Below are 16,709 nucleotides of genomic sequence, written 5' to 3'. Positions count from 1 at the left end.
TTAATCTGGTGTCATTAACATGAGAGTAATACTTCGAAACGAGTTAATACCACGTGCCATAAGGAAAATTTTCCAGCGGTAAGCTTAATCTTCTGTCAACTTTAAGGATGGTACTTTTCCGGATTTTATCTCCGGAAATGAACAGCCATTCATTTAATCACAATTCAGGATTTTTTCATATAGGTAGAATTACCTATTTTGACGCTGATTATAAAAAAAATGGCTTCTCGACGTTTCGTGTGGATTTGGTATATTTTGACCAAATCCACACGAAACGTCGAGAAGCCCGATATTCTTGGTTGAGAGAAAAAGGAGATTATTCTGGCAGGGGGAAGGGAAAAGTGTCAATTACCAGGAAATTCCAGGGCAATGTCATACGGATCATCTGAATGATATAGAACTATGGTTTGGAGAAACATATAGGTATTCGGCTCCACATCAACAAATTCAAGTCCCAGTCCGTCGTCATCCACACGCACTACTCTTGCGGTAAGCGTCAAAACCAAGCTTGAACTGCGGGCATTCTCATACAATTCCAGCTCGCAGGTTTCTCCCACGTCGGCCTCGTACTGTCCCTCGATGAACACACCTCCAAGGCTCAGATTTTTAATCTGCGCGTATTCGTGCCACCTGCCTCCCAGATAAAGCCGAGCCAGCCGGTTGAAATTTACTCTGGAGAATCTGCGGCGTCCTCTGCCGGTTGTATTTTTGTCTGACATCTACCGGAACACCCACCTGTTTATTTCTTTCTTCTGTTCCTTTTTGCGGCGGAACGATTCGATCCATGCCTGACCGGCAGGGGAGCTTCAATCTCAACAGGGCCAGGGCCTGTTGAATCTGGCAATGCGCTGGGTGTTGCTAAACCGGTCGCAAACGAAATGCGGCTGGACCCTTAAGCGCCGGTCGTTCCTGAGGCCGACAAGCGAGCATCGCCCTTCAAACTGCAAAGACCCGGATTGGCTGTCGCGGACCTCAAAGTCCGGCACGAAGTAATCGCAAATATCGCATTGACGCACCCAGGTACCTGGGCGATAGTTCAATTGAATTTTCTTTTTCAAATGCTGCATGAACTACACCTCCTTGAAAACATAGACACAACTGTCAAAATTCCTCGTCATCTTGCTCTTTGTCCAAGATTATTTCCTGAAGCTGACTATATGTTCCTTGTTCCATTTCAAGAAAATTAAGCGCAAGGCCATTATCATCCTTGCGCACAACCTCGGCAGTAACCATCATGGTAATGATTATATTTTTATCTCTTGCGAATATTTCTATAGTACATATTTCACCGATTGTTATGTTAAATTCTCCCAAAACATATATACCACCAAGGATTAAATTTTTTGTAAGCACAAGTTTATAGCGTCCATCATCACAATAGATTACGGCAGTGCTGCATAGGTTAATCCTTGAGAATTTACGACGATCCTTGCAAGCAATAATGTGTTCGTTCATAAATTTGTGTTAATCAATATTTTAATATTGTGCGTTCGAAAGTCCTGTTCAGCAGCTTTCTGAAACCAATAGGCTGCCTTATCGTACTCGCCAGCTTCTGTATGCAAAATTCCAAGGTTATATTGTGCGCGAGGAAAACCTTGTTCAGCGTTTAAGAAGGCAATTTTGTCTGGGGTTCCTCGGACGGCAAGGCGTCCTGTCGGGATTCAGTAGCCTGTTGATCGTCCTGTGTTAGGATGTCAGCCATTAAATCGTCCATCTTGCTCGAAGAACTTTTGGACTTTTTTACAGGAGCCTGCTGCTCCTGGTTGGGTGTCTCTCCGGACATGGCCGACCCTTGAGATCCTTCTTCTCCTGAAGTCTTATCCTGGAGGCCTCCAGGCTCCGAAGACACATCCTGAGCTTGCCCATCATCTTGCGTGGCGACATTGGGCTGTTCAACCGGCTGGGGTTCCTGCGATTCTTCTACCGTCTGTTGAGGAGCTTGAGCCGGCTGGCTGTTTGGCATATCAACAGGAGAAGTATCCATCATGGGATTACCGGCGGGAGTAGTTACCGGCTCGGCAGGTTGTCCCGGCTCCTGAAAGCTCACCGTTGCCTGTGTATCTTCAACGGCCTGAACCTGGTGTTCAGCCGGTTCGGGTTCCGGGGTGCTTCCTGTAGGTTGTTCAGGTACGTGGGTAGCCAGTCCGCCTTCTTGCGGGATTACATTGGCCTGCTCGACCGGCTGAGCTTCCGGTATGATGCTTCCGTTGGCTCCATAATCTGCGCCTTGGCTGGAATCCGGTCCCTGGAGAGACGATACCGTGTCATTCGGCATGACTGGTGCTTCTTCAGGCATTGAAGGGGATTCCTGAACCTGGCTCGCCTGTTCTACGCCTTGCGGAGCTGCAAAGGGTTGGTCACCAGAATGAGGTTCCGGTATGGCCCCAACAGGCTGTTCGGTGCCCTGGTGCTGTCCTGTAAAATCCTGGCCGGGTTGTTCCATGCCCTGTTGGGTTACATAAGGCTGTTCAACTTGCTGAGGCTCCGTCGGGGTCCCGCCGGCCTGGACAACAGTTTGCTCTGGGGCAGGGGCTTCAGTGTTGAAGCCGGAGCCGGAACGAACAAACGACCGGGGCGCATCCGACTGTTCCGGAGCGCTGTATCCGTCTTCCAGGTTGAAATACCCGGACGAGACCGGGCCTGAAGTGGTTTCCGCTGTCTGGGATTCGCCCTGTGCCTGTCCCGCACCACGGGCAGCTATATAAGGCTGCTCGACCGGCTGGGGTCCTGGGGTGTTTTCGGCTCCTTGATCGGTAATCGGCCCCTGCTGTCCTGTTTCGTTGACCGCAAAAGACTGTCCAGCCGGTTGGCCTGTGGTCAGCGCATCGGCCTGACCAGAAATGTTTTGTTGGTCACCTTCAGTTGCAGGGGAAACGCCTGTGGCTTGTTCAGGGGGTTGTGGACTTGACAATCCGCTGGCGGCCACCTGGGGTCCGGGTGCTGCGTAAACCTGGGCCTGGCCTGTGGCAATCTGGCCGGTTTGCTCTAAACCCTGAGAAGAGACAAAGGATTGTCCTGTTGGTTTGGTTTCCTGCTGTGCTTCAGTGGGTTGGGCCTGATGACTGGCGGCCATGGTGTCGGCATTCGGAGCGGGACCTGTAGCGGAGGCACCTGCCGGCCAGGCAGGCTGTCCTGTTCTCTGGTAACTTGCCGTTGCCGGGGTGTTTTCCATGCTCTGGGTTGGCTGGCCAGTGCCTTGTGGGGCTATATAAGACTGTTCAGCCGGCTGGGGAGCTTCCGGCTGTGTTGCCACGGATTGTCCCTGAACGGAAGACTGTTCCTGGATGCTGTCTTGATGCTCCACATTATAGAAGCCGGTTGTAGCTATAACCTGTTGCTGGGTATCTCCTTGCGATAAAGATTCACCTGCAACTTGTTCTCCTCTGTTTCTGACCTGATCATCCATGACCTGGGCGGTGCCTGGTTCATGGGCAGGCATCATGACATTCGGTATGCCCGGCATACCTTCAGGTATCGAGGATGTTTCAGGAGCCTGTGCTGTTTGTTCCATACCTTGCTGCGGAACTGCATGAGACTGTTCAGCCGGTTGAATACCGGGTGCGGCCTCGTGTGCCAGGCGAAGCTCTGGCGAATCTGGTGGCTGCGATGCCACCCGCGGTAATTGCCTGTTCACCGCGAAATCGCCGACCCGGCGTGTAGGGGTAACCCGAATCGTCAAGCAGGGTCGGAAAAGGCCGTAAGGTCAGATAGAGTATAGGCCGTAACATCTGTGAACTCGATTCGGCCTCGTTACACATTTGGCGGCGGCGACCCTCCGAGGTCATGGGGAAGCCAGTCATTGACGCGATGAGACAACAGGAGCGTTGCGTTGGGCCGCCCGGGGTGTTTGGAGATGGCATGTACTCAAGGGAGCGCCAGGGAACCTGGGAGACCCGGCGGGACGGGCAGGGCAGCAGATAGCCCGAGTCCAAACGCTGGAGGGGAATGCATAACCCTCTGTGCGGTCCCGGCCGGGAGTCGGACCTGCCCATAGTAGTGTTGAAGCGGGGTAACTCCCGTGGAGCGAAGGGGCAGGACTTTGATCGTGTTTCTGACAATGGAGGAAGTCCCGCTTGGAGTACACATGTTTGTCTCCCACTACGGATAAACGGGCAGGGCAGGAGTTCGGCCTGAGCCCGAAGGTCTCCCTCTTGCGAAAGAAACTGGGCCACAAGGCCAAGCAGGAACCGGAGTTTCGATTCTATGCCCTGTACGACCGGGTGTATCGCCTAGATGTACTGCAAAGTGCCTGGAACCGGGTTTACGCCAATCGAGGCGCTGCCGGGGTGGATGGAGTAAGCCTTGCGTCCATCAAGGAGAGTTCGGAAGGTGTAGCAGGCCTGCTGCAAACAATACAGCAGGAATTGAAGGATAAGACCTACCGGCCCATGCCGGTAAAACGGGTCTATATCCCAAAGGCGAATGGAAAGATGCGTCCGCTGGGTATCCCGACCGTCAAGGATCGGGTTGTACAGATGGCGGTCCTGTTGATCCTGGAGCCGATTTTCGAGGCAGACTTTGAGGACTGCTCGTACGGATTCCGCCCGGGCCTTAAGGCCCATGATGCTCTCGCCGCGATTCGGCAGGCGCTCAAGGCGGGATTTACTGAAGTCCTGGATGCGGATCTGAGCAGCTACTTTGACACGATTGACCATGGCAAACTGATGCAATGCCTGGAGCGTCGAATAGCTGACCGATCCGTTTTGAAGCTGATCAGGATGTGGTTGAAAAGCGATATCGTTGAAGAGGATGGGCAGGGCGGTCGCAAGATCACTCGCTCCCGCAAGGGTACGCCACAGGGTGGAGTCATCTCGCCTCTGCTGGCCAACATCTTTCTCCATGAATTCGACCAACGCTTTCACAGCCCGGAAGGTCCCCGCAATTTTGCCAACGCAAGGCTGGTACGATATGCCGACGACTGGGTTATCATGGCTCGGTACATCGGACCTCGCATTCACGCCTTTGTTGACAAGACGCTGGGGGAACTCGACCTGATCCTGAATCGGAACAAGACAACCATAGTTAACTTGAAAGATCCCGGCAGTAGTTTTGATTTCCTTGGATTTACGTTCCGCTTTGATCGCAGTCTGTACGGAGCGGGTCGGTATTTGAACATTGTCCCTTCTGCCAAGAGCCTGAAACGGGCGCGGGAGAGGATACATGCTCTGACGATTCGCAGGATTCAAGAGCCGGTAGAAAAAGTAATTGATCAGGTCAATCGATTTCTGATTGGCTGGGGCAACTACTTTTCCTTCGGATACCCGAAGGTGTCGTTCAAGAAGATTGATTGGTACGTGCAGACCCGGTTCAGTCGCTTTATGAGGACACGGAGCCACCGGCACTGCCGGCACCTTGATGGACCGTCGTTGTACAAGGCGCTTATGTCCAAGGGGCTGGTCTATCTGCATAAAAGAGCCGTCAACTCCCTGTGAATGCCTTGAGGCGAGAGATCATCGGAGAGCCGGATGCGGTAAAACCGCACGTCCGGTTCGACGAGGGGGCGCTGTCCGCAATGAGACCTCCTCTGATATGTAGTAGCCGCGTGCGGCAGGGCATAGTCGTTGAAGATCATTGTTGACAGCGCTCTACTCTACATTGATCCCCTGGTATTCAGTGGCGGTTCCGGGGGTCGAGGATTGGCTCGTAACGGGCTGTCGGGTCGGGCCAGCCTCCATATTGTTTCCAGCGGTTCCAAGGTCAGCAGCCGATCCGTTGGCTCCCGTCATCATGTTCGTCATTGCCGGTGTGCCTTCAGGTGGGGTAGATGCAGTCTGTGCCTGTTCGGGCTTTTCTGTGCCCTGGGTAGCTACATGGGGTTGTGGTTGTCCAGCCGACCGTGATTCCGACGGTTGCCCTTGGGCTGAGGTTCCTGTTGTCGGAGTATTTTGCTGGGCACCATCAGTCATTGAAGATGCGCTCGTGGTTTGTTCCTGCCCGGCTCCGGTTCCCTTGGTATCGGAGCTGGCGGGTTGTCCTGAACCTACTGGCTCGGCAGCTTGTTCCGTCCCCCTCGAAGCGACAAAAGATTGGTCGCCCGGCTGTGGTTCCAAAGAAGCACCCTGGTTCGTTACCTGCTCGGAAGCTGCTGTACCTTGTTCAGCGTTTATCGAAGCAAGATAAGCCTGTTCCGCGGTCGGCTGTTCAGGTACGGCTTCTGTAGCTTGTTCTGAAGCCTGACCGGATCGCCCTGCACCTTGCGAAGCAACAGGTTGTTTTGTTGCCTGTGGAGTGATATGGGGCATGACTTGTTCCTGTCCGGCTCCGGTTCCGGTGTCTCCTGTGGCTCCATGAGCCGTAGGTTGCCCGGTTGCTTCGGGTGCGCGGTTTTCCATGTATTGCGTAACCCACTCAGGGAAACGCGGCAGAGATTGCTCCTGTTTGGGCTGTTCGGTGTTTTGGGACTGTTCGGCAATAGCTTGGCCGGACTGCTTTGTTCCCTGGGGAGCGATATAGGGTTGTTCGTTCGGCAGGGCTCCCTGCGGTCCTTCGGTAGGCTGTTCAGGAGCCTGAACCGGTTGGCTGTTTGGCATGGTATCAGCGTTGGACGCAGAAGCGGCGATGGTGGCTTTTACCTGGCTCTGATCCTCTTCGGGCGTGACTGGCCCTGAAGAAGATGTTGTCGCCGTAGCCAGTGGTGTGGCTCCGGCAGGAGATTGCGTATATTCAACCTTCCCGTCGCTTATAGATGCAATGTTCCGCGCATTGTCTGGTATTGAAGTTATATCTTGTTTTTGCTGGTGACTCTGTGTTTGCAAATTTTCTTGACGCAACGCTTCATCAAAGTCAAGTGGAACAGTCGTTGTTTTTACTACGTCTTTCGGAGAAAATGGTTTTGGAACATCACGTTTAATGCTTGTCATGTATTCGCTGGTAATATTCTGTATAGCAGAACTTAGTCCTTCTTTTGTCATATTTGGGATGCTTGTTTGTATCCGTCCTTCACCATTTTTTTCTTTTTCATTGAACGTTCTGACTTCATCAGCAGCTTTTATTGTTTTATCTCTGCTTGGTTCTTGAAGATTTCCTTTCGTCGGATCAGTAAAAGTGTTGTCGTTGATTGCTGCGGCCTTGTCCGCTGCAATGTCTGCAACCGGATTTACCTGGTCTTGCAATGCGACCTTTTCAGCTTCCAATTGTTGTTTCGTGCTGGATATGGTTTCATTGACCAATCCAGATGTATCACCCCACGCATCATATCCGCTTGCAAAACCTTTTATGTCCTTTCGGAGCTGTTCCACTCCTGATTCACCGCCCCTGGTGGCCAGGAAATTAAAATGGTCAACTGCACGGCGCATGTTTTCCGGTGAATCATCACCAAATCTGTTGATAGCGTAGTTCCTCACCCAAGCTGTCATCAGATTTGCTCCATAAGTAGCAGAATCTGTCTCTACGGTTTTAGCCTGCTCCAAATAGGACTGAGCATCAGATGCACCAATGTTTTTGGCAAGATTGCTGGCATAAGAAAGATTTTTGGAATCCTGCAATGTTTCACTGAGAGCTTCGGTACGAAGCCGCATTTGCTGTTGCTCAAACATTTGGGCTTCTTTTTCCGATACATTGAAACTCACTTTTTCACCGGATTCTCCTTGGGCTGTAATACTTGCTTTTCCTCCTGCGTCGAATTTAACCAGAAAATTCCATCCTCCTCCTGCTTTAAGATGACCTTCCAGTGCCTGTCTTACAGACTGATTTTTAATCATCGAGAACGCCGAGCCATCTTCTACGGCACGGCTCCATTTTTCCTGCTCAACATTCTTGAGTTGATCCTGGAAGGAACGAGCTTCAGTACTGGTCAGGCTGTCCTGTGAAAGTTGGTTGAGCAAGTTTGAGTAATTTTCGTTGCTCGCCAGGTTATGCGCGGCAGCCTGAACACGTTGCTTTTGTAACGATGTGGCAAAATTTATTGGATTCACCCCGTTGACCGACGCAGAAGTTGCAGTATAGTTGCCATTTTGGTCAACAGCGTACTCGATGCTACCGGCAGCACCTTTTTCCGTGGCCTTGCCGGAACCATCCGCACCGAGTGTTTCTGAGCGGACAAAGTTCCAGCTAACCGGAGTCTCACCGGCGATCATAGTTGTTTTTCCGTCAGGTCCCGTGGAGACTGTTACAGGTCCTCTCTCGGTTCCCATCGGAGTTCCCTTTCCGGCTGCAACGGCCCGTGCCTGATCTTTCATGCTCATGCCAGCGGGCAGTTTCCCCGCCTTTGCAGCGCCATCAACAGCAGCCATTTCCGCTTCAGCACGTCCTATCTGCTTGTGTATAGCCCATGCTTTGGCTGCTGCCTGATTATCGAAACGATGTTCCGGTATAGCGTCTGCCAGTGCAGCGGTGTTGACCTGTTTTTGCAGAGCATCTGTCATTCCTTCGCCGGTAAGGGCAGTATGCCCGGCCTGTGCTCCGGCACGTTGGGCTACTCCACTCAGATTGCCGGCAAGCATGGCCAGGGCATGTCCCCCGAACCTGATAAGCATCATGGAGAGAAAACTGGCCAGCATGATACCGGACGAACGGATTACGCCGAACATGGCCAGGATTTTGGTCGATGTTTCAGGGAACGCGAAGCTGGCATATACGCCCAGGTCGGCCTGCCGTATATCCTCGAAGGCATCTACGGCGAAATCCATGGCCGCACCATGAAGCACAGCGTCAGTGATCCCCCATGTGGTAAGGAAAACAAAAAATCCTGCCATGACAGACAGGGCTTTTCCTGCCAAGGGTGTGGGAATGAACAGAGTGAGAAACGGAATCAGGCCGATTGCCACGGATGTCATGACCGCCCGCATGATCGGAATCCAGGCATTCATGGTGATCCCCATGCCCATCCCGGAAGTGGTAATCCTGCGGTTTGCATCCAGAAGAGTGGATAACTGGTAGTCAGACTGAAAAAGGAACTGATAGAGAAGTTCGGAGAGTTTCCTTTGCTGGATAAATTTCTCGGGAGTAACCGACAATCCAACAGTCGCGTTCAAGGTGTTGGTGACCAGATTTTTGCATGTGTTCAGATCTGATGCCTGTGATGGATCAAACAGCGTTTGGCCGCACAGAGCCTTGATAGCATCGCTGTAAAAGTTGGGGTCAGTATAAATGGGTTTGATGTTGTTCCATGCGTCAGTACAGGTCATGGAAACGCCTTCCGGGTTGGCGGCGTCATAATAGACTGTGTATATCCAGGGATTGATAGCTTTCTCCAGTTCCGGGATAAAGTCTGTTGTGTTATTTCTGAGAGTATCCAGGGACAGCGTGGTGCCTGGCCTGGTTAATTCAAACATGACACAATCCCTGATGTACCGGGCCATACTTGCCTTGGCGTAATCGTTTTTCAGGTCCGTCCATCCCGCAGCCTTCAATGCGTTGAAACCAATACCTCCGGCATTTTCCTGATACTTTGCTCCTGGAATCCCGGCGGTATCTATAATTTCGACCAATCCCCTCTCGATGGTGTTTAGTGTACCTGCCGTAAATACAATGCTATTGGGTATATTGCCGATGGTTTCAAACCTGTTGAGTACGGGGTCATAAACTGTCAAGCTGCCCTTGGGTACAAAGAGCCCAAGGTATATGACTACTCCGATCAACACGGGGGCTGCCCATACAAGGGGGACAATCTTGACGCCGGTGGCCATCTTTACCGTCCAGGCTGATGCCGCCGCGACAATGCCCAGCACGACTACGGTAAAAAACAGGCCAAGGTAGGCCGAATCGGTAAAAATCAGGGCGATCTTGCGAAACGCCTGCGTCACCGGCCCGAAACCGCCATAAGTATAAAATTCCATATGCAGGGCCAGGGCGGGATCGGCCTGGATCAACAGCATCAGCAAGGTGGCCAACATTGTCGGAACCGGAAAAGAACTGATCCTAAGTCTGGGCATTCTTGTATCTCCTGAACTTTTTGTTGCCTGCCCCTGGCGGAGCGACGATCTTCTATATTCTCTTACCGGGGGCGGAACCTTTTTTCGGAAAAAAAGTGGAGGAAAGAAAACTTTTTTGAATTTTTTTCTTGATATCATATTGTACCATATCATATGATATATATAGGTAAGGTAGGATATTTGACATTGGGTTTGCCCCCATATATCATCGGTTATTAAAAGGTACATAAGGCACGAGGAGGGCAAGATGAAACACTATGTTCTTGACACCAACGTACTTCTGGACAATCCAGGCTCCATCAACTCTTTTCCCGATAACGTCGTGGTTCTGCCCATGCAGGTGATTGAGGAGCTGGACAGGTTCAAATCCAATGAGGACGATCTGGGCCGAAACGCCCGGCAGGTGATCCGGCTGCTGGATACTCTGAGATCCAAGGGAAGCCTTAATAAAGGGGTGGAACTTGATAACGGCGGCAAGCTGAAAATCTTTGTCGGCAGGGGGCGCAATCCCGGTCTCGACATGAGTTCGCCGGACAACCGCATCCTGTCCGTGGCCTATACCCTGCATGACAAAGGCAAGGAAACCGTCTTCGTCTCCGGAGACACGAACGTCCGGGTTAAGGCTGCTGCGATAGGATTGGAAGTTATGGATCGGCTTCCGGTTTATTCTGTGTCAAAAGAACCGGTCCAGCCCACGTCCACTTTAGAGTTTTGCTCTCAAGAGGACATCGGAGACAAGGTAGTTTGTGGGTCCTGCGGGGCTGAGATTGATATTGATGATGAAATATGTCGATTTTGTGGTGCTGAAGTTGAGGATGATTACTTAATGGTTAATGATAACAAGTGGTTGACTGGAAATCCAGATGAAAAATGGGGGAAATACCCTAATGTCGCCAAGTTGGTTGCTTTTAGCATTATTGTTGTTTTTTTTCTGTCAAGCTCTATTTTTGACGGAGGAGGTGTTATACTCTTTTTGATGTATCTTATTTTCGTTGCACTCCCTTTCTTGCATTTTACAGGTGTTAAACTTAACCATTACAAATCTGGTGATACGTCATACGATAATAATGATTCTATCGAGAGCGACAGTAGCTCGTCAGACAGCTTTACCAGCGATTCTGATAATATCATTCTTGGTGTTTATGATTGAAACGACGAGTATAGCTTGGGTTGCAATTTTGTGTTTTTTTCCAGATGAAGTCGGAATTTTTTTTATGGAGGCTCTATGAAAAAAAATATTGTTGCAGCAGTTGGAATGATCGGTTTACTGGTAACTGGATGCGTCTCCACACAGGGGCCGACCGCTGTCAAGGAAAGGACCATTGGAGTGGCTGTGGACGACAAGGGAACTGTCGAGCAGTTGAGTTGTTCGGACAGGTCTAACATCAAAATATCCATTGGAAATATCTCCTGCGACGCTGCGGCGTGTCGATCAAAAGGGGCGAGCCAGCAGAGTGGTCTTTTTGCCCTGCTACGGCTTGCAGGCACCCCCAGCTTTGAGGGGATCGGAGACGGACTTCAGGATATGTTTACTGGATCTATTCAAAACACAGGCTGTTTCAGGATATTTGACCGGAAAGCAATGGAGGCAGTTCAGAAGGAGTTGGCTCTGGCCGGAGGCCCTCAGCAGACCGCATCGCTGGAGGCAGCCGACTACCTTGTCATGGGATCGGTTACATCCATCAATTTTGAGAACAAAAGCGGTTCCCTGGGTGGTGGCTTCATCCCTGTTCTCGGGGCCATAAGCCAGACCAAGCAAAAAGCGACCCTAGGTATGGACGTGCGTTTAATCGAGGTCAAGACCGGCGAGGTGATCTTCAGCAAGACGTACACTGCCGAGTCCGGAAAGACCAGTTATGGGGTTGGAGCCGGAGTTGTTGCTGGAGGTGTTGGCTTCGGAGGGTTGAGCGGCCTTTCCGGTACAGCTATGGAAGAAGTCGCCCGTGATATCGTGGTTCGGGCCTCCTACGATATTGCCAGGCGTCTTGTACCCCCGGACAAAATCGTGGTCAGGCAAACTGTAGTTACTGACTAACGTCCTCCCCGCCCTGGAGGACGGGGCTTTCCGCGCAAAATGGTAAAGTTTATCTATCTTGCCCCGTACCCCTTCCTTCAGGTAGGGGATATAACGGGGCTTTTTTGTTGCTCAATATACTGTTTCAAAGATTTCCGGTCACCTGCCAAAATACAGGAAGTTGTGCAAATCGGGAGTTAAAGGTTGCAATTTGCACAAATGGGGCAGTGGGTGGTTATTGCGGGAGACGACCAAGTTATAACTCCTTCACCCTGTCGGCAATGTCTTTGCCGTATCTCCTGGTTATCTCGGCATATACTTTTGACTCGGCCTGCTGCATGTATCTCAACATATCCATGATTGTCGTCATCTCCTTTGCAGCGGTGGTATAGCTGTCACGGGCAGCATATTTCAGTTTGTTGATGCTTTCCATCATCCCGGACACCTGCTTGTCAAGATTATCGGCAAATATCGCAGCGGTGCAGTTTTCCGAATCCTGGCCGGCAGCAGCCACGGCTTTCTTGCCCATCATCTCTTTTGTCTTTTCCATGATCCTGTTTGCCCGGCTGTACAGATCACTGAAAATCTGCAAGGTGTAGGCTTTGGCGGTCAGTTCGCTCATGGAGGCAATGGTGGACGATTCCATCTCCGTGGACACAGCCACCTTGAGTACCGGCAGCGGCGCCAGGGGGCTGGATTCTATAAAAGCCAGATCGTTCGAAGCTGGTACGGATTTACTGCGAATACCGTTTGCCACTCTCTCCATAGTGCTCTGAACATAATCCACCAGGTCCCTGTTGGCGTCGGTAATCTGGTAACAGGTTCCAGCCTGATTTCGGGCCACTACATTGCCATCTATGAACGATTTCACGTCATCAGGGTCATTTTGGGGGCACGGTGAGATAAAATGCACGAGAAACGCTTTTTCCGGTCCCTCGATGCGTATGTCACCTATCAGCCCCCTGATAAGGTCAATATACTGTTCGTTAAGCCCCATCTTGACCACACCCAGGTTGTACAGCAGGGAACTGCCGCCAGGTGCAAGATCAGACAGGAAGATTTCCTTGATCTCTGCATTGCAGCCACTCACGGCACGTTCCACGTCAGCCTGTTGCGGAACATTCTGGTTGGCGCGATCTGTCTCGGTGATGGACTGATAGAGGTCCTCGATGCCCTGGGTCAGCTTGTTTTCCTTGAGAGCGGTGGACAAATTCTGGCTTATGGCATCCATTGACGCAAAACCGCCACTGCCATCATCCAGGATCGCTACCATGTTTTTGGCTGTCGCACATTCATCGAGCTGCATACTGTTGAGCTGGTTGACCAGGGCGTCTATGGCCTTGACCGTGGTGGCGCAGGGTTCACACATGGTCTTCAAGGCCAGATCAAAGGCCACCGCTCCGGCGTTTGCCAGTATGCGTTCAAATTTCTCGACAAGATACTCGAAGTCCATGAAGCTGAACCCCCCCATGAACATATCTATGCCGCCACAGCCACTTTTGATCCTGGGCATTTCCACTGTGATGGGATAGTCCGCATTGCTGCGCCAGCGGGCATTGAAGCTGCCTGCCGAATAGTAGCCGCGTTTTTGCCCGGAAAAGTAATCCGGGGAAGTGGTCGTGCTCTGGGAAAGCCAGTCATCCACCCAGCCACCGGCCAGACCGGAACCCGGCAGCAGCAGCGTTGCCGCCAAGGTCAGGGCAAAGGCTCGTTTCATGATTTTTTTCATATCGTTACCTCCTAATACTGCGAGAGAGACCCCGGCCTTCAGGCCGAGGAGGGATAGCGCAACCTGCCGCTCTTTCAAACTTACGCAATCCTGACCGGGGCTGATTTCCGGGTGAATGATATTTTTTTCCACCACGGTTTTTTTACCTCATCTATAAACCGGCACAATCCCTCCCTGTCCAGCTCAAAGGTTTCTTGCCGCCGCGCATCGAAAACCCTGGCTGTCAAGGCAAACCTGTCAAGCCGCCAGTCTGCGGCATCCTGCCGGTCGATGAGCTTTCTTGTCACAGTGAGATGAAACGGGAGTCTTAGCTTCTTGACCTCAAACATCAGTTCATCACAAACCTCCTTGAAGGCCCAGTCAATCCGGTAATCATCCAGGGTGATCCCGTGCAACGTAGTCATTCCCTGGGTAAAGAAAAAAAACCGGGCAATACAGGTGCGGTGGTTTCCTTCAGCACCGATGTACACGTCACCACCATCAATGGACTGGTAGTGCATATACGGCTCCTTGGTCCCGGTCTCCAGGTAATAGCCTGGATTGTCCTGAAACAGCGGCAGGTTGACCATCATACGCCGTCCGTTCATCAGGAGATCGAGCCAGGTTTTACCCGCATAGTCAGGGTGCCGCGTCCCCACTACCCGGAAGACGTTCACAGAAGCGCTGCCGTGCCGCTGCTCCTCGATGATATACGGTTCAAATTCCCGAAATTTTTCCTCTGGCCACTCCTTGAGGATGGTTTTGGCAAACGGCGGCGGAGTTTCCAGGTTGAAGTATTTCAGTCTTTCAGCTTGATCCACTGATCGTTCCTCTCGTTCAAAATTGCGGTGGGATCAAGTGCTCCACCTTTCTGGAAATCATATGTCGAATAGTTCTCCGGGGTAATGTCTCCCCGCAGAAGCCGTATGGCCCGGTAAAGCCTGCGTTCCAGGTCTGCAAGCGAAACCACGCCGGTGGTTACGGTCAGGTAATCCGGCCTGTCACGCCTGATAAGCATAAGGGTAGGGGTGATGCTGATGTTGAACCGGGCGGCGATTCCCGGATCAATAGTGGTGTCGATGGTTTTAATCTGCCATCCATATCGTTCCGTGAAATATGCCAGTATCTGGCGTTGTTCAGCACAGTAACCGCAATCCGGATTTGTGAAAAAGAGCAAGGCATGGTCATCCTTTGCATTCGTTATGACCGAAGCGATTTCCTGGCGCTGCTGACGTACCCTGGCCTTGACACCAGGCATGGCCGCCGGATACGCCTGGGCCACATCAAACTGCCCATGCTTCTGGACCACATACGCAGCCACATTTGCATAGGCCGCGGCCTTGCGCCTGGCAATATCCTGGATGGTCAGGTATTCGAGGACGTTTTCTTCGGTGGGATACTGCACCGCTTTTTTTTGCAGGGCCATCAGGAGCTCCTGGAAATCATCCGGGTGCATGTTCCACAGCTCCTCGGTAGTGTACGCCTGCAAGGAGGGAACCGGCCTGGCCGGCTTTTCCTCCGGCTTTTCCGGTTCCTCTTCCGGAGGCGGGTCTTCGTACCAGAACCAACCTCGTTTTGAGTCGTCGTAAAACTTTTTTTCTTCCGCTACAGCCGTCCCTGTCAGGGCCACCATGACCAGGCAGCCAAGCAGCAGGAACCGTTTACCAGATCGGCCAGAGCGGGTATGCCTTGTATTCCACATCGTCAGCATGGACAAATCCTGTATATCTGCTGTCGTAGCTCTGCACGTGCTCTCCGGTCATAAAAAAATTCCCTGGAGGAACAACCCCTTTGTACACAAATCTTGGCAGTGGATTACCCTTGCTGTCACGGGTAAGGGCTTTGCCAAGGAATCGGTCCCCACAAAAGTATTCGCCTCGGTGGACATCAAGCCATTCTCCCGGAGCACAGCCGACAATTTTAATCAGCCGCTTCCCATCCTGCTGAAACACGATGTAGTCACCATTTTTGATCCGGCTCGTGTCCGGTGCAGCCGATAGAAAGAAAATCCGGTGATGAAGCGACGGACTGGTTGAGACACTGATACGTCCCGGCAGCCAGGCCCCTATGAGCAGAGCTGGTACTACCACGGCGACAAGCCGTTTTTCCCTATTGCTTAACTGTATCGACAGTAACTTCCGGAGCATTGCGTAAAACCACCTCCTTCAGAATCACGGTATGGTTGGGGGGTACATTGAGCAGGGCCTGTTCCATTGCATCGAAACTGGCCCGCAGGCCCTCGTCATCAATTTCACCTGCCAGTAGTCGGTCCCGTTGGGTCTTGACATAACCCTTGAGATCCATGGCCACCACTTTCTGGGCGTAGCGGGTGTCATAGACCGCCACCGTTACTGTGGCGGTGACAACGGCAGTCAACAGGGAAATTCCGATAACCGCCGCATATCCGGGCCTGCTTCCTACCTTGTTTGTTTTTTTTGGTTTTTCTGTGCTCATAATTTACTAGCTCCCTTGCCATATCGTATCCTCTGGGATACAATTAGATATGGAATACACGTTGCGCAGCACAAAAGAATACGACAAGTGGTTTGCCAGGTTGAAGGACTCCCAAGCCAAAATCAGGATACTGGCCAGGCTCAGCCGAGTTGAAAACGGCAATTTTGGAGACTACAAGCCGCTTGGTCCCAATCTGTTTGAGCTGCGTTTCTTTTTTGGCCCAGGCTGGCGCATTTATTACACCATCAAGAACAATAGCGTTGTTTTGTTGTTGGTTGGTGGCGAAAAATCGAGCCAGGAAAAAAACATTGCCAAAGCTACAGAGCTTTTATCCGAACTGGAGGATTAACTTATGGCCCTTAAAACAAAACCTTTTGACATTGCCGAACATTTGAAGACTGCTGAGGATATTCGCCTTTTCTTGCAGGAGGTAGCTGCTACCGGAGACGAAGCCGACTTTATCCATGCCCTGAGTATTGCAGCAAGGGCGAAAGGGATGACCGAAATAGCCAAAAAAGCAGGGGTCACCAGAGCCAGTCTGTACAAATCTCTATCCGAAGATGGCAATCCAAGATTCACTACCATCAGCAAGATCACAAAAGCGCTTGGCTGCAAACTATCCATTGCTTGACATTCTTTTCCTCTCGGAAGGAATATCCTG

The 16,709-nt window shown here is 51.5% G+C and carries 16 protein-coding genes; 5 read left to right on the top strand and 11 right to left on the bottom strand.

Annotated elements, in window-relative coordinates:
* Nucleotides 1-344: 344 nt before the first annotated feature.
* The 5 genes from GF1_RS08170 to GF1_RS08155 all read right to left on the bottom strand — a co-directional run bounded on the left by GF1_RS08170 (nt 345) and on the right by GF1_RS08155 (nt 3,511).
* Complete coding sequence (locus GF1_RS08170; RefSeq protein WP_267926039.1) at nt 345-719, bottom strand: PilZ domain-containing protein; 375 nt, start codon at nt 717-719, stop codon at nt 345-347.
* A gap of 93 nt (nt 720-812) precedes the next feature.
* Complete coding sequence (locus tag GF1_RS08165) at nt 813-1,067, bottom strand: hypothetical protein (protein WP_267926038.1); 255 nt, start codon at nt 1,065-1,067, stop codon at nt 813-815.
* Nucleotides 1,068-1,101: 34 nt separating this feature from the next.
* Nucleotides 1,102-1,455, bottom strand: coding sequence for a PilZ domain-containing protein (locus tag GF1_RS08160; protein ID WP_267926037.1), 354 nt, complete (start codon nt 1,453-1,455; stop codon nt 1,102-1,104).
* Complete coding sequence (locus GF1_RS16465) at nt 1,452-1,619, bottom strand: tetratricopeptide repeat protein (RefSeq protein WP_353740454.1); 168 nt, start codon at nt 1,617-1,619, stop codon at nt 1,452-1,454. The genes GF1_RS08160 and GF1_RS16465 overlap by 4 nt, the downstream gene beginning before the upstream one ends.
* On the bottom strand, nt 1,607-3,511 hold the full coding sequence (locus tag GF1_RS08155) for a hypothetical protein (RefSeq protein WP_267926036.1): 1,905 nt from the start codon (nt 3,509-3,511) through the stop codon (nt 1,607-1,609). The genes GF1_RS16465 and GF1_RS08155 overlap by 13 nt, the downstream gene beginning before the upstream one ends.
* A 577-nt stretch (nt 3,512-4,088) precedes the next feature.
* On the opposite strand from GF1_RS08155, the gene ltrA reads away from it, so the two are divergent.
* Complete coding sequence (gene ltrA / locus GF1_RS08150; RefSeq protein ID WP_267926035.1) at nt 4,089-5,432, top strand: group II intron reverse transcriptase/maturase; 1,344 nt, start codon at nt 4,089-4,091, stop codon at nt 5,430-5,432.
* A 153-nt stretch (nt 5,433-5,585) separates the two neighbouring features.
* Here the strand turns inward: ltrA and GF1_RS08145 are convergent, their stop codons facing one another.
* A complete protein-coding gene (locus GF1_RS08145) occupies nt 5,586-9,872 on the bottom strand; it encodes a conjugal transfer protein TraG N-terminal domain-containing protein (RefSeq protein WP_267926034.1) in 4,287 nt (1,428 codons plus the stop codon).
* A 247-nt stretch (nt 9,873-10,119) separates the two neighbouring features.
* On the opposite strand from GF1_RS08145, the gene GF1_RS08140 reads away from it, so the two are divergent.
* Entirely contained in the window at nt 10,120-11,022 is a 903-nt protein-coding gene (locus GF1_RS08140; protein ID WP_267926032.1) for a PIN domain-containing protein, read from the top strand.
* Nucleotides 11,023-11,097: 75 nt separating this feature from the next.
* Nucleotides 11,098-11,907: a CsgG/HfaB family protein gene (locus GF1_RS08135; RefSeq protein ID WP_267926031.1), complete on the top strand. Its 810-nt coding sequence runs from the start codon at nt 11,098-11,100 to the stop codon at nt 11,905-11,907.
* A 235-nt stretch (nt 11,908-12,142) separates the two neighbouring features.
* On the opposite strand, the gene GF1_RS08130 is transcribed toward GF1_RS08135, so the two are convergent.
* The 5 genes from GF1_RS08130 to GF1_RS08110 form a co-directional block, all read right to left on the bottom strand.
* A complete protein-coding gene (locus GF1_RS08130) occupies nt 12,143-13,615 on the bottom strand; it encodes a conjugal transfer protein TraH (protein WP_267926030.1) in 1,473 nt (490 codons plus the stop codon).
* Nucleotides 13,616-13,695: 80 nt separating this feature from the next.
* Nucleotides 13,696-14,415, bottom strand: coding sequence for a hypothetical protein (locus GF1_RS08125; protein ID WP_267926029.1), 720 nt, complete (start codon nt 14,413-14,415; stop codon nt 13,696-13,698).
* On the bottom strand, nt 14,394-15,305 hold the full coding sequence (locus GF1_RS08120) for a conjugal transfer protein TraF (protein WP_267926028.1): 912 nt from the start codon (nt 15,303-15,305) through the stop codon (nt 14,394-14,396). The genes GF1_RS08125 and GF1_RS08120 overlap by 22 nt, the downstream gene beginning before the upstream one ends.
* On the bottom strand, nt 15,256-15,741 hold the full coding sequence (locus GF1_RS08115; protein ID WP_267926027.1) for a S26 family signal peptidase: 486 nt from the start codon (nt 15,739-15,741) through the stop codon (nt 15,256-15,258). The genes GF1_RS08120 and GF1_RS08115 overlap by 50 nt, the downstream gene beginning before the upstream one ends.
* On the bottom strand, nt 15,704-16,048 hold the full coding sequence (locus GF1_RS08110; RefSeq protein WP_267926026.1) for a hypothetical protein: 345 nt from the start codon (nt 16,046-16,048) through the stop codon (nt 15,704-15,706). Before GF1_RS08110 ends, GF1_RS08115 begins: the two co-directional genes overlap by 38 nt.
* Nucleotides 16,049-16,097: 49 nt before the next feature.
* Here GF1_RS08110 and GF1_RS08105 point away from each other — a divergent pair, with 49 nt between their 5' ends.
* Nucleotides 16,098-16,397 carry a type II toxin-antitoxin system RelE/ParE family toxin gene (locus tag GF1_RS08105; RefSeq protein ID WP_267926025.1) on the top strand — a complete coding sequence of 100 codons (300 nt, stop codon included), beginning with the start codon at nt 16,098-16,100 and terminating at the stop codon, nt 16,395-16,397.
* A 3-nt stretch (nt 16,398-16,400) separates the two neighbouring features.
* Entirely contained in the window at nt 16,401-16,679 is a 279-nt protein-coding gene (locus GF1_RS08100; protein WP_267926024.1) for an addiction module antidote protein, read from the top strand.
* Nucleotides 16,680-16,709 lie beyond the last annotated feature (30 nt).

Source organism: Desulfolithobacter dissulfuricans (assembly GCF_025998535.1).
Classification (GTDB): domain Bacteria; phylum Desulfobacterota; class Desulfobulbia; order Desulfobulbales; family Desulfobulbaceae; genus Desulfolithobacter; species Desulfolithobacter dissulfuricans.
Note: the sequence above shows the minus strand (reverse complement) of the source record. Positions and strands in the feature narration are given on the sequence as shown.